We start from the raw sequence: 12412 nt of genomic DNA on the forward strand, positions 1-12412 counted from the left end.
TACGGCTGTGGGCCGCATCCGGTTGGGGATGCGGCCCATCGCCGTACTGCGATGCCCCGCCCTCAGGGCAGCAGCGGGCAGACCTCCAGCCAGGCGTCCAGCTCGCGGGCACGGGGGAGGCCGTTGAGCAGGGGGCGCACCCTCCGGGCCGGAGCGACGAGCATCCGGATCAGCCGCAGGTCGCTGATCTGTTCACGCGGCAGTTCCCGCCACCGCGGCCCCAGCTCCCGGGCCGTCGCCCGGTCCATCGGCATGGCGTCCAGCACGTCGTCCAGCAGCCGGGCCGGATCGCGCAACGGGATCTCCGCCCGCGGCCCGACCTCTTCCAGCAGCACAGACGTCAGATTATGGTCCCGGCGCCGCCACTCCAGACGCTGCCCGCCCACGCTGTTCTCGGCCGCGGCCAGAAGCCGCAGCCAGGCGTCCGACACGGCGGGCCACCGCGACCCGTCCAGCTCCGGGGCCGCCTCGATGATCCGGTCCGCGAACTTCCCGACAGCGCCCAGCCAGTGGTTGACATCTCCCTGCGCGGTCCGCACTCCGTCCGGGGACCAGCGCTGTAGGTGGCCGTCCAGGTCGAGGATGTCCAGGTGGGTGAAGTGATAGGTCATCAGAAATGCACTCCTGCCGCAGCGAAGGCTTCTCTGCCGATTTCCAGGCTCTCCTGCGAGGGCAGGAAATGACCACTGTGGTTGGTGAGGTTCGTACCGAAGTAACCCACTTCCTTGTTCCCCATGATCTGGGCCTCTCCAGCGGCCCTCACCGGCGCGCCGCCACTGAGCACCGAATGGTGAAGCTCTTGGCCCTTCACTTTCATGGGGATGATCACCAAGGAATTGTCCTCCAGGACAGCCCATTTGATCACTTCAGCGGATCCGTCGTAGTCAATGTACCGATCGAACTGGGCGGTACCGGGCCGGGCCGGTGTGATACCGAACCGCTCGGCGGTTGCGAGCTCCGCTTCCAAAGCCCATGGCATCGTGTTCTTGAACAACTGACAGGAGTTGTGCACCAGCACCTGCGCGTCGCCCGCGAAATAGGTGTGGTCGCCCTCGACCTCGAAGGTGAACACCGGCACCACGCCCCGCAGGACGCGGACCGCACCGACCTCGGCATCGCCTCCGCCCTGCCGCGGCAGCCGGTAGCCCGCCCGCAGGTCCCGTGCGGGGGTCCAGCCCTTGCCCGTCACCCAGAACGGATGCCCGGGGGTGACCCGCACAGCGCCGTGGTCCGTACCGACGGACACCAGCGCGTCCGCACTGTGGCGGTACAGCTCGGTGATCCGCCGCAGCCGCTTCCTTCCGGTGCGCGGATCGGCCGCCCACACCCGGTCGCCGACCCGGAGGTCTTCGATCTTCTTGGTCCCGCCTGCCACGGCGACCGGCGTGCCGGCCGGGAAGCAGTTGGCGGCGGCACGGGCGAGCCGCTCCAGGGCGGCCAGCGAGGCCGGGTTGATACCGGAGGCCCGGACGGACGCGAGCGCTTCCTCGATGCCGGAGCCCGCACGGATGGCGTCGCGCAGCGCCTTCACGCTGCGGCCGATGGCCTTGATGATGGCCGGCGCGGCCAGACTCGCCGCCGCCCAGGCGCAGCCGCTCACCTCGCCATGGGCGCAGTCGATGTAGTCCTGGACCATGCCGGTGGCGACCGACTTGAGTACTTCCGCCGTCAGCTTCCAGCCGTTGACGTGGATCTTGCCGGGCTTGGTGAAGTCGATCGGCGCGCTGCCCAGGTAGTCGCCGGTGAAGTGACCGATGCACGCGGCGTCGGAGGTGTTCGGCAGCGTGCAGGTCAGCAGGATGAAGTGCACTCTGCCGGTGATGTGGTGCGTGACGTCGATCTCACAGCCGACGTCCGAGCCCGTGTGGCTGCCTTCGCAGTCGCCGTCGGACGTGATGGTGTCCTGGAGACCCTCGGTGAAGGAGACGATGCCCGACGCGCCCGCGGGGCCACTGTCGCTCATCCGGACCGTCTCGCGTTGAGCGTCCTCGGCCCGCTCGGCCCGGGTGGCCGAGTCCTCGGCCTCCTTCGCCAGCTCCCGGGAACGCGCTGCCGAGGCTTCCGCCGCGTCCGCGTCGCGGTCCGCCTTGTCGGCGATGCCGCGGGCCGTGGCCGCGTCGCCCTCGGCCGCGTCCGCCGCTCCTCGCGCCGATGACGCGTCCTTCTCTGCCTCGGTCGCCGACTCCCGCGCCGCTGTGGCATACCCGCCCGCGGTGGTGGCGGCGGACTGGGCGGCCTCCGCGTCGGCGGTGGCCTGCCGGTCGTACTCGACGGTGCGGGCCTCGGACTCCTTGGCCGCCTTCGCCGCCTCGGCTGCCTCCGCGGCGGACGCACCGGCCCGGTCCGCCGATTCCACCGCCTGTCGCGCGGATTCGGCGGCCGCCGCGGCCGCCTGATCGGCCTTGGCCTTCGCGACGGCCCGCTGCTGCTCGGCAGCGGTCTTCGCGGCCTGCCCGGTCAGCACGGCCAGCCCCGCCGAGGCGTCGGTCTCCTTGTAGGGAGAGCCGAGCTCGATGGCGTCGTTGGCCGGCTTGATGACCTGTGCGGCGGAGTCACGGGCCGCCTGCGCCGCCTGCGCGGTGGCATAGGCGAATCCGGCTGTGCGCACCGCGGAAACCGCGGCGCCGGTGGCTTCCAGGCGGGCCATGACGGCGTTCGCCTGTGCCTTGGCGGCCTGGGATGTGGCGGTCTCGGCATGGGCTTTGGCCGCACGGGCGTTCTGTGCCGCCGCCTCGGATGCCGCAATGGCCTCGGCAGCGGCCGCATGGGCCTTCTTCACCGCCGCGTTGGTGATGGCGACGTCCGCCTTCGCCCCGTCGGCCGCGGCCTGCGACCGAGAGGCGGCCGCCTCCGCCCGGGTCGCGGCCTCGCGTGCGTTCATCGCCGCGGTCGTGGCCTCGTTCGCCACGCGCCGGGCCTCGGTGGCCGCAGTGGTCGCCCGGTCGGCCGCGGCTCTCGCGTCGTTGGCCGCCGTACGGGCCTCACCGGCCGCCGACGTCCCTTCGACGGCGGCGGCATGTGCCTCAAGAGCGTTGGCCCGCGCCGACAGGGCGTCGCGGTCGCGCTCGGCCGTACGGGCGCCGTCCCGCGCCCGGGTCGCCTTGCGTTCGGCTTCGAGCGCGGCTTCTTTCTTCTGGCTCGCGGTGTTCCCCGCCGCGCGCGCGTCGGTCAGGGCATCAGCGGCCTTCGCTCTCTGCTGCTGCGCCCGTTCCTCGGCCGAGGCGGCGTTGGCCCGCTCTCTCTCGGCCCTCTCCTTCTCCGCCTTGGCCAGATCCCGCTCACGCTCGGCGGTGGCCCGCTTCGCCTTGGCGTCGGCCGCGGCTTCCTTGGCCGTCTTCTCCGCTGCCTCGGCCTTGGCCTGGGCCTCCTTGGCCTTGGTGGCGTTCGCGGCAGCTTCTTTGGCCTGGAGGGCTGCCCCTCCGCGGCCTCCTTGGCCTGGGCGGCGGCCTCCTCTGCCGCCTTACGCCGGAACTCCGCCTTGGTGGCATGGGATTGCGTCACAGCCAGGGCGTTGAGTGTCTTGCTGTCCGCGGCCGACGCCCGGGTGGCGTGGACCGCGGTCTCCGTCGCCTTGGCGGCGGCCTGCGTGGCGGCGGCCGACGCCTTGACGACCTGCGCGGCCTGCTGGGCGTACATCAGACCGCGGCCCCTGGGCTGTGCCGCCCGGTCGGCGATGGCATACGCCTCCTGCTGGGCCGCATGGGCCCGCTCGCTCTGCGACTTCGCCGACAGTGCCGCACGCGACGCCGCATAGAGCCGTCCCGAGGCGCGGGCCCGTGCCTGGGATATGCGGGTCTTCACCGTCTCGAACTCGGCTTTGGTGGGGTAGTCCAGGCCGGCCTTCTCGGGGCTCACAGCAAGGTAGTACGCCTGCCATTCGGTCAGCCGACTGGCGATCAAGGACTGCCCGAGGGCTTCGGCCATGGCCTGTGCCGCCACAGTCAGATCCGAGGACGCCTTCGCCTCGGCGGCGAGGATGACGTCCCGCTGCGCCTTCTGGCCGTCGAGTTCGCTCTGCCATTCGGCCGACGCGGTCGCCAGCTCACCGTCGAGTACCTGGTGCGGGTCGGGCGGATCGGCGCTCACGCAGGAAGCGAAGCGGGCTTTCAGGTTCTCGACGTCGATGCGGTATTCCATGGAGTCCGCGGCGGGCGCGGAGGTGGGGAAACCGCCGTTCTGCAGGAAGATCCGCGCGTCATCCGCGTACATGGGGTGCATGAAGGTCATGCCCTCCCATGCCTTCCAGTCCGTGTAGTCCTCCTTGCGGTCCTCGGAGTAGCGGCTGGTGGCGATCTTCGTTACGGCGTCGGCGGACTCCTTCCCGCGGCCGGGGTCAGGTCAGCGTAGAAGTCGGATTCTTTCTGCCAGAACCGATCGGACATCCAGCCCATGAGGCCGGTCTGCTGGAAAATGGAGGGGTCACGGGGTGTCCAGGTGAAACCCGTGACGGTGTAACCCGGTGGTATCTGCCGGACGTTCAAGGACTCGTCCCAGACGCGGTTCCGGCCGTCGAGCTCCGCCACCTTGCCGTCGGACCACGCCTGGTCCTTTTCGTAGGCCGTGGCCAGCGGGGTTTTCTTCCAGTACTCCGGGTCCGCGGCAGCATGCAGCTCGTCCGGGGTACCGCTGAGCCCGGAGCGGGCCAGGGCCTTCATGTCCGGCGGTTGGTACGGAAACACTGCGACACATGACCAACTTGCCCTGGACCGTCTCGACTTGTTCCGCACCGACCACCGCTTCGCCACCAAAAGGTCCATGCCCGTCTTCGGAAAGGCGGGCATGGACCGTAAGGCTCAACGGGACGGGAGGGCGGGCGGCGGTCGTCACCTCGTGATCGACTGATGCAGCCCCGGGATCGTCAGGGTGCCACCGAACTGGCCCGCCTGGGTGATCTTGACCTTGGTGAAGTACGCGAAGGGGACGTTGATCGGGGGCGGGTGCTCCGGGTCGAAGACGATCGGGATCAGGCCGAAGAGGTTGCCCTGGAGGCGTTCGGTGTACATGGTGACCTTGCCGCCGCGGATCGTGGAGGTCGAGCCCGCGGCCGCCTGGACGTGGTACTTCTTCCCGGCCGGGCCGTCCACGATCTGGTGGAGGTCGCCGATGTCGATGCTGTCGGCGGTGAACTTCAGGGCCTGCTTGGTACGGCCGTTGGGCATCGTGAGGTTGACGACGCCCTCGTAGTCCAGGCCGCGCAGGGTGAGCCCGCTGGACTCCAGGTACCAGGGCTGGTTCGGGACGGTGGCCGGGGGCCGCTCGTCCGTGCCGGCGGTCTTCTTCTCCTCGACGCAGGGGAACGGCTTCTTGCCGTCCGCGTCGGGGGCACCCGGGTCGGCGTAGCCGCTGGGGGACGGGGAGGCCGACGGCGAGGCGTCGTCCGCCTTGTCCTTGGCGTCCTTCGCCGCGTCCTCCGCGGCCTTTCCGGTCTTGCCGGTGGCGTCCCCGGCCGCTTCGCCCACCTTGCCGACGGCGTCCTTCAGCGGGCCGGTGGGCTTGGTGGAGGGTTGGTCCGCGGGTTTGCCGGTGCCGGAGTTCCCCGACGGTGACAGGGACGGCGTCGCGCCGGGGCCGGCCGGTTTTCCCTGGCCGGGGTGGAAGACGTCGTGCAGCTTCTTGCCCACGCCGAGGGGGTCGTACCAGGGGTTCTGCTCCGAGGAGGAAGAGGAGGCCGACGGGGACGGGGTGGGCGCGGGGGCCTTTCCGGCCTTGTCCGGGGAGGGGGAAGGAGTCCGGGAGGAGGCGTCGGGGGACGGGGTGGGCGCGGTGTCCGTACCACCGGCGGCCTGGTCCTTGCCGGGCTTGGCGGACTTGCCGTCCTCGGCCATCTTGTCCTCAGCGGCCTTGTCCTTGGCCGCTTTCTCCTTCTCGACCTTCTCCTTCTCGGCCTTCTCCTTCTCGGCCTTCTCCTTCGCCGCCTTCTCCTTCGCGTCCTGCTCCCCCTTGTCGGGAGCGCTGACGCACGGGCCGTTCCTGAAGGGGCTTTCCGGCGGCTGCGGCTTGGCCATCGCCAGCTGCGGGGTCAGGCCCATGCCCATCAGGACGGCGGACGGCATCGCAGCGATGGCGATCGCCTTGCCCGCGGGCACGTGCAGCCGGGTCAGCAGCGGCTTGCGCGGGGCCGCGTGGCGCGGCCCGGTTCTCGCCCCAGCGGCGGCCGCGTTCGTCTCGTGCAGTTCGTCACCCGGCACTGTGCCTCCCGTTCGTCCCGTTGACCGGGGTCGCTCCTGACAGGTCGTCCGGTGTGCCACCCTGGCCGACCGCCGGGGCGCCGTTCTCGGGGGCCGGGGGCTTGCCCGGCGCCCAGGAGACCCCCAGCGCGCCGCCGACCAGGCCCAGCACGAAGCCGACCATGAAGGCGCCGAAGTTGGAGACCACCAGGGAGACCAGGGACAGCAGGATCGCCGCCACGCCCGCGAAGACGCGCGAGGCGGGCTGGAACCACATGGTCAGGCCGAGCACGACCAGGAGTACGCCGATGATCAGCGAGCCGGCGCCCGCGGTCGTCGCCATCCGGACGGTCAGGGAGCCGATCGTGAGGTTCGCGTAGGGGATGTACATGATCGGGAATCCGGCCAGCAGCGTCAGCACCCCGCCCCAGAACGGGCGCTGTCCTCGCCACTCCCGGAACGAAGTGCGCTTGCGGCCGATGCTCTCGTTCAGCCGTGGTCGCGTGTCGGCGCTCATGTCGTACAGCTCCTCGGGACTGGCGAATCGGTGGTACGTGAGCTGGGGTGCGTGGTGCGGCGGTCACCGGCGTACGGGTGCGGGGCGCGCGGACGGCGGACCGCTCCGCCCGTCCGACGCACCCCCACCCGTGCGCTCAAGGCGTCAGTAGCACTCGTTCTTGCCGCGGCTGACGCTCATGTGCAGTCCGCTGAGCTGGAACGTGCCTGCCGTGGTGGCCCAGGCGCGCTGTTTGACGTCCTTGAACAGGACATGCTCGGCCTGCTGGGCGAAGGAGCCGGGGAGGTAGGCACCCCTGCCGCCCTCGCCGGGCTTGGCCGGGCCGGGCGTCTTGCCATCGGCGCCGGTGTCGTCCACCGAGACGCCGATGTCCACGTTGGTGAACGTCGCGTTGGTCTGCAGGTCGTCGGCGTCGATGTAGAGCTTCTTCGCCAGGACCTTGTCCTCGCCACCGCCCGCCTTGAGCTGCATCGTCACATCGCCGAAGACCGGCACCGGCACGACGACCGACTGGCACAGGTTGGTGATCTTCGCGGAGTTCAGGCCCACCACGGCGACCGGGTGCTGGCCGTTCTTGCCCTTGTCGAGGGCGCCGTACTGGACGAATCCGTCACCGTCGAGTTCGGACGCGGTGACCTTGAACTGCTGACCGGAGACGCTGAACGACGCCGCCAGCGCACCCTGCGCGATGGCGACACCGATGGCCGCCGTCGCCGCGACGCTCGGGACCATGACGACCGCGAACCGCTTCCATCTGGTCCCGCCACGAGCCAGGGACTCCATGACTTTCCTCCTTCTCGGACGTACATCTCCGGTTGCGGTCCGGGTCTCGGGGAGACGGCGGCCGTACCTGGGATGGGAGAAGTGCTACGTCCTCGGGAAGGAGAGCGCCCGTATCGAAAGGCGTACAGGCGTAGCGCGTTTTCGAATCACCGGCGATCACCCCCGAGCGACAACCACGGGCCACGCTCGCGCGCGGCCTTGTCGGACAGGCCCTGCCGGGTGGGCAGGAACCCCCCTGTCCTGGACCGGTGGCGGTGCCGCCGGCCACTCGGTGGGGACCCACGGCCCCCGCGACGCCGACCGGTTGCCGGGCGGGGGAAATGGACCGAGCGTGGCCGATCGTGGTGCATCGCGGGCCGTCGCACAAGGGGTTCGTTACTTGCGAGTAACGGAGAGATAACCGGCCCGCGACGGCGCGAAATCGGGCGCGCACCGAGGGTTGTCGCTAACGGTGATGCCACATGGGGTACGCACGGACAAAATCCGTCAAATACCCGCGCTGCTCTTACTCCAAGTAACAGCGGCCACGTTTGCCAAGATTTGGCAAAACGTGGCCGCCGCTGAGGAAGGGACCCGCGCGCTCCAGGAGACGCGGGAGACGGAGCGCCGAAGGCTCAGAAGAGCACCCGCGCCAGTGCCGTACGCGCCGAGATCACCCGCGGGTCGTCGGCGCCGATGACCTCGAACAGCTCCAGCAGCCGTACGCGCGCGGCCTCGCGGTCGTCGCCCGCGGTGCGCTTGACGGCGTCCACCAGCCGCCCGAAGGCGTCCTCGACGTGGCCGCCGACCAGGTCCAGGTCGGCCGCCTTGATCTGCGCCTGCACGTCGCCGGGGGCGTCGGCCGCCGCCTTGCGCACCTCCTGCGGGTCCAGGTCCTGGACACGGCGGAGCAGTTCGGCCTGCGCCAGGCCGAGCTTGGCCTCCGGGTTGGCCGGGTCGTCCGCGAGCACGTTCTTGTACGCCTGGACCGCGCCGGCGAGGTCGCCGTTGTCCAGGGCCTGGTTCGCGGCTTCCAGGAGCGCGTCGTAGGGGCCGGCCGGCGCGGGGGCCTCATCGGCCTCGGCGGCGGCGGCCGGGTCCACCGGCGCGCCCACGATTCCGAACTGCTGCTCGGCGGCCTGGACGAGCTGGTCCAGCACCTGGCGGATCTGCGCCTCCGGGGCCGCGCCCTGGAACAGCGGGATCGGCTGGCCCGCGACGACCGCGAAGACCGCCGGGATGCCCTGCACACCGAACTGCTGGAACAGCGCCTGGTTGGCGTCGACATCGATCTTGGCCAGCACGAACTTGCCGGCGTACTCCCCCGCCAGCCGCTCCAGCAGCGGGCCGAGCTGCTTGCACGGCTCGCACCACTCGGCCCAGAAGTCGATGACGACCGGCACCTCGGTGGAGCGCTGGAGGATGTCCTGCTGGAACCCCGCCTCGTCGACGTCGAACACCAGACGGGCACCGGCGCCGGCCGGCCTGCCCGTACGGGCGGCTTCGGCGCGTGCCTGCTCCGCCTTCTGCTTGGCTTCCCCGGCCGCCTTCACCGCGGCGAGGTCGACGACTCCACTCATGGACATGTTGCGTGGCTGCATGGGCCTATCCTCCCCCCTTCCGCGGACCGGTGCGAAAAGCGGTGCCGAAAATTCACGGTGCGCGAAAAACACGCGGCGCCGGGCGCGTCCGTGCGGCCCGCCGGTGTGCCGGCGCAGGACGGTGGTGCCGCGTTCCCGCCGGTCCCGGGGGGCCGGCGGACGGTGTCGTACGGCCCCGGGTCCCCACCCGTGGCCAGTGGCTGTCGCATCCGGGGCACGCCGCGACGGCGGACCCTTTCGCTACGACCCGTAGCGTAACTGTCCGGCGCCCCGGCCGGGCAAGACCTGTCGGGAACGCCCGGCGTGATCTGCCTCACGGGGGCGGACCGGACGGGCCGTACTGGCCGGTATGGTCGCCCGCATGCACCGCTGCCCCCTCACCGGCACCAGCTCCCCCGAGGGCCGTACGGGCCCCCGGGGCCGTACGGGCCGGCCGCGCAGCGCCGAGGCCGACCGCGCCATCCTCGGCGCCACCCGCGCCGCGCTGGTCGAACTGGGCTGGGGCAAGCTCACGATGAGCGATGTGGCGGCCCGTGCCGGGGTGGCCAAGACGACCCTCTACCGCCGCTGGGCCAACAAGAACGAACTGGTCCTGGACGCGGTGGCGGTCCTCTTCGACGAGCTGGAGCTGCCCGACCGCGGCTGCCTCCAGGCGGACATCGAGGGCGTCGTCCTCCAGTTCGCGTCGCTGCTGGCCCGGCCGGAGACCAAGACGGCGCTGATGGCGGTGGTCGCCGAGTCCACCACCGACGAGGCGCTGCGGCTGCGCATCCGCTCCGCGGTGGTGGAGCGGCAGAAGCGGCTGGTGGTGCTCGGGCGGGAGCGGGCGCAGGCACGCGGGGAGCTGCCGCCGGACGCCGCCGGCGAGGAGGGCGCGGCGGCCGCCGGACGGGCGGTCGGGCTGATCTTCGACGTGATCGCGGGTGCGGTCGTGCACCGGGCGCTGGTCAGCGCGGAGCCGGTCGACGAGCTGTGGGCGCAGCAGTTCAGCACGCTGCTGCTGGCCGGACTGGGCGGACTGGGCGGGCACACGGAAACCGGGGCGGGCCCGCCCGGCGCGTAGCGCTCCGGGCGGGCCGTCGTCGGGCACGGGCCTGCCTCCGAGCGGGCCCTCGTCGGGTACGGCCTGCGCTCAGACCTGGTACCGGTCCGCGGCGAACAGGTGGACGTGCTCCGCCACCCACTCGGACGTCCGCTTCAGGCCCTCCTCCAGGGACACTTCGGGCGTCCAGCCCGCCCACTCGCGTGCCCGCGAATTGTCCGAAAGCAGTCGCTGGACCTCGCTGCCGGCGGGCCGCAGCCGGGAGCCCTCCACCACCACCTCGGCGTCCCGCCCGGACGCCGCGATCAGGGCCCGCGCCAGGTCGCCGATGGAGATCTCGCGCCCCGTACCGAGGTTGACGACCTCGCCCAGCGCCCGGTCGCAGTCGGCCATCGCGAGGAATCCGGCCGCGGTGTCGGTGACGTAGGTGAAGTCGCGGGTCGGGGTGAGCGAGCCCAGCCGGATCTGCCGGGAGCCGGTGTGCAGTTGGGCGAGGATGGTGGGGATCACCGCGCGCGCGGACTGGCGCGGGCCGTAGGTGTTGAACGGGCGCACGACGGTGACCGGCAGTTCGAAGGCGTGCCAGTGGGACAGCGCCATCATGTCCGCGCCGATCTTCGAGGCGGAGTACGGGGACTGCGGCTGGAGCGGGTGGTCCTCGGCGATCGGCGCGGTCCGGGCGGTGCCGTACACCTCGCTGGTGGAGGTGTGCACGAGGCGGCGCACGGCGTGCCGGCGGCACGCCTCGGCGATGTTCTCGGTCCCCACGACGTTGGTCTGGACGTAGGCGCCGGGCGAGTCGTAGCTGTACGGGATGCCGATCAGGGCCGCGAGGTGGAAGACCGTGTCGCAGCCGGCCACCGCGTCCGAGACCCGGCCGGCGTCGCGCACATCGCCCGCGATCATCTCGACCGGGCTGTCCGGTCCCAGGTAGCGGGCGAGGTGGCCCTTCTCGGCGTACGGCTTGTAGTGCACGAGGGCACGCACCGTCGCGCCGTACCCGACGAGCTGGTCCACCAGCGTCGAGCCGATGAAGCCCTCGGCGCCGGTGACCAGGACGGTGCGGCCCTTCCAGCGGGCTTCCATGAGGGTGTGGTCGGCGGTGGTCATACGGTCTCCTTCAGGCGAGGGGTGGTGGGGTGGCCGGCGAGCCGCAGGACCTTGGCGGCCAGCAGGTCGGCGGCCCGGGCGTGGGTGCCGGGATCGGCGGCCTGACCCATGGCGGCCAGCCGGGCGGGGTCGTCGAGCAGCGGGGTGACGAGCGCGTCCAGGCGCTCCGCGGTGGTCTCGGCGTCCGGCAGCAGCACCGCGGCGCCGGCGTCGGAGAGCACCCGCGCGTTGTGCGTCTGGTGGTCGCCGGGCGCGTGCGGGTACGGCACCAGGACCGACGGCATACCGATCGTGGCCAGTTCGGCGACGGTCGCCGAACCGGCCCGGCACACCACCAGGTCGGCGGCGGCGTAGGCCAGGTCCATCCGGTCCAGGTACGGGACGGCCTCGGCGACCGCCGCGCCGCCCGTCGCGGCCAGCCGCTCCCGGGTCTCCTCCAGGGCGGCGGGCCCGGTCTTGACCAGCAGCCGCAGGTCCGTACGGGTGCGGTAGCGGGCCGCCAGGCCGACCGCGGCCTCGGTGAGGCGGGCCGCGCCCAGGCTGCCGCCGTTGACGAGCAGCAGCCGGGCGCCCTCCGGTATGCCGAGTTCGCGGCGGGCGCGGGCCCGCAGGGCCGTACGGTCCAGGCTCGCCAGCGGCCCGACCAGCGGCATGCCGACGGTCTCGGCGTGCTCGCCGCCCACCAGGTGCTCGCGGCTGCGGTCGAAGGCGAGCGCGACGTGCGGGGTGAGCCGGGCGGCGAACTTGTTGGCCCGGCCCGGTACCGCATTGGACTCGTGGATCAGGCTGGGCAGCCCGGCCAGCCGGGCGCCGACGATGACCGGCGCGCTCGGGTAGCCGCCCATGCCGACGGCGACCTGGGCGTTCTGGGTGCGCAGGATCGAGCGGCACTGGTTGCCGGATCTCAGCAGCGCGGCGGGCAGCAGGTACCGCCTGGCGCCGAGCGACGGGTCGAAGGGGATCATGTCCACGGTGTGCAGGCGGTATCCGGCCTGCGGGATGAGCCGCGTCTCCAGCCCGCGCTCCGTGCCGACGAAGGAGACCACCGCGTCGGGCACGGCCCGGCGCAGGGCGTCCGCGAGGGCGAGCCCGGGGTAGATGTGGCCGCCGGTACCTCCCGCACCGATGACGACTGAGAGTGGTGTGCGCATGGCCGCCACGCTCGCGAGGCGCCCTAAGAAGGTTCTAAGACGGACTTTTGGCAGCCTGTGTG

General features: G+C 71.7%; 11 protein-coding genes. 1 reads left to right on the forward strand and 10 read right to left on the reverse strand.

Annotated elements, in window-relative coordinates:
• Window positions 1-62: 62 nt before the first annotated feature.
• The 8 genes from ACH4FX_RS28340 to ACH4FX_RS28375 all read right to left on the reverse strand — a co-directional run bounded on the left by ACH4FX_RS28340 (window position 63) and on the right by ACH4FX_RS28375 (window position 9047).
• A complete protein-coding gene (locus ACH4FX_RS28340) occupies window positions 63-611 on the reverse strand; it encodes a hypothetical protein (RefSeq protein WP_398483613.1) in 549 nt (182 codons plus the stop codon).
• Window positions 611-2881 carry a Hint domain-containing protein gene (locus tag ACH4FX_RS28345; RefSeq protein WP_398483615.1) on the reverse strand — a complete coding sequence of 757 codons (2271 nt, stop codon included), beginning with the start codon at window positions 2879-2881 and terminating at the stop codon, window positions 611-613. The genes ACH4FX_RS28340 and ACH4FX_RS28345 overlap by 1 nt, the downstream gene beginning before the upstream one ends.
• A 287-nt stretch (window positions 2882-3168) precedes the next feature.
• Window positions 3169-4227 carry a hypothetical protein gene (locus tag ACH4FX_RS28350; protein ID WP_398483617.1) on the reverse strand — a complete coding sequence of 353 codons (1059 nt, stop codon included), beginning with the start codon at window positions 4225-4227 and terminating at the stop codon, window positions 3169-3171.
• Window positions 4228-4298: 71 nt separating this feature from the next.
• On the reverse strand, window positions 4299-4655 hold the full coding sequence (locus ACH4FX_RS28355; RefSeq protein WP_398483619.1) for a hypothetical protein: 357 nt from the start codon (window positions 4653-4655) through the stop codon (window positions 4299-4301).
• Window positions 4656-4823: 168 nt separating this feature from the next.
• Entirely contained in the window at window positions 4824-6188 is a 1365-nt protein-coding gene (locus tag ACH4FX_RS28360; protein ID WP_398483621.1) for a hypothetical protein, read from the reverse strand.
• Window positions 6178-6684 (reverse strand): DUF6114 domain-containing protein, encoded by a 507-nt coding sequence (locus ACH4FX_RS28365; protein ID WP_343433700.1) that lies wholly within the window; start codon window positions 6682-6684, stop codon window positions 6178-6180. Before ACH4FX_RS28365 ends, ACH4FX_RS28360 begins: the two co-directional genes overlap by 11 nt.
• A 144-nt stretch (window positions 6685-6828) precedes the next feature.
• Complete coding sequence (locus tag ACH4FX_RS28370; protein ID WP_398483623.1) at window positions 6829-7467, reverse strand: DUF6230 family protein; 639 nt, start codon at window positions 7465-7467, stop codon at window positions 6829-6831.
• A gap of 614 nt (window positions 7468-8081) precedes the next feature.
• Window positions 8082-9047, reverse strand: a complete 966-nt coding sequence (locus tag ACH4FX_RS28375) for a tetratricopeptide repeat protein (protein WP_398483625.1) — start codon at window positions 9045-9047, stop codon at window positions 8082-8084.
• A 349-nt stretch (window positions 9048-9396) separates the two neighbouring features.
• Between ACH4FX_RS28375 and ACH4FX_RS28380 the strand changes: the two genes are divergently transcribed.
• Entirely contained in the window at window positions 9397-10110 is a 714-nt protein-coding gene (locus ACH4FX_RS28380; protein ID WP_398483627.1) for a TetR/AcrR family transcriptional regulator, read from the forward strand.
• 69 nt (window positions 10111-10179) lie between these two features.
• Here the strand turns inward: ACH4FX_RS28380 and ACH4FX_RS28385 are convergent, their stop codons facing one another.
• Together ACH4FX_RS28385 and ACH4FX_RS28390 are read right to left on the reverse strand one after the other, a co-directional pair.
• Entirely contained in the window at window positions 10180-11199 is a 1020-nt protein-coding gene (locus tag ACH4FX_RS28385) for a GDP-mannose 4,6-dehydratase (protein ID WP_398483629.1), read from the reverse strand.
• Window positions 11196-12350, reverse strand: coding sequence for a UDP-N-acetylglucosamine--N-acetylmuramyl-(pentapeptide) pyrophosphoryl-undecaprenol N-acetylglucosamine transferase (locus ACH4FX_RS28390; RefSeq protein ID WP_398483631.1), 1155 nt, complete (start codon window positions 12348-12350; stop codon window positions 11196-11198). The genes ACH4FX_RS28385 and ACH4FX_RS28390 overlap by 4 nt, the downstream gene beginning before the upstream one ends.
• Between the last annotated feature and the right edge of the window lie 62 nt (window positions 12351-12412).

Origin of the sequence: Streptomyces sp. NPDC018019 (genome assembly GCF_044327805.1) — a bacterium.
Classification (GTDB): Bacteria; Actinomycetota; Actinomycetes; order Streptomycetales; family Streptomycetaceae; genus Streptomyces.

Coding starts and splice junctions, on each gene's coding strand:
- ACH4FX_RS28340 (WP_398483613.1), bottom strand. CDS start 611: ATGACCTATCACTTCACCCACCTGGACATCCTCGACCTGGACGGCCAC.
- ACH4FX_RS28345 (WP_398483615.1), bottom strand. CDS start 2,881: ATGAACGCACGCGAGGCCGCGACCCGGGCGGAGGCGGCCGCCTCTCGG.
- ACH4FX_RS28350 (WP_398483617.1), bottom strand. CDS start 4,227: ATGACCTTCATGCACCCCATGTACGCGGATGACGCGCGGATCTTCCTG.
- ACH4FX_RS28355 (WP_398483619.1), bottom strand. CDS start 4,655: ATGAAGGCCCTGGCCCGCTCCGGGCTCAGCGGTACCCCGGACGAGCTG.
- ACH4FX_RS28365 (WP_343433700.1), bottom strand. CDS start 6,684: ATGAGCGCCGACACGCGACCACGGCTGAACGAGAGCATCGGCCGCAAG.
- ACH4FX_RS28370 (WP_398483623.1), bottom strand. CDS start 7,467: ATGGAGTCCCTGGCTCGTGGCGGGACCAGATGGAAGCGGTTCGCGGTC.
- ACH4FX_RS28375 (WP_398483625.1), bottom strand. CDS start 9,047: ATGCAGCCACGCAACATGTCCATGAGTGGAGTCGTCGACCTCGCCGCG.
- ACH4FX_RS28380 (WP_398483627.1), top strand. CDS start 9,397: ATGGTCGCCCGCATGCACCGCTGCCCCCTCACCGGCACCAGCTCCCCC.
- ACH4FX_RS28385 (WP_398483629.1), bottom strand. CDS start 11,199: ATGACCACCGCCGACCACACCCTCATGGAAGCCCGCTGGAAGGGCCGC.
- ACH4FX_RS28390 (WP_398483631.1), bottom strand. CDS start 12,350: ATGCGCACACCACTCTCAGTCGTCATCGGTGCGGGAGGTACCGGCGGC.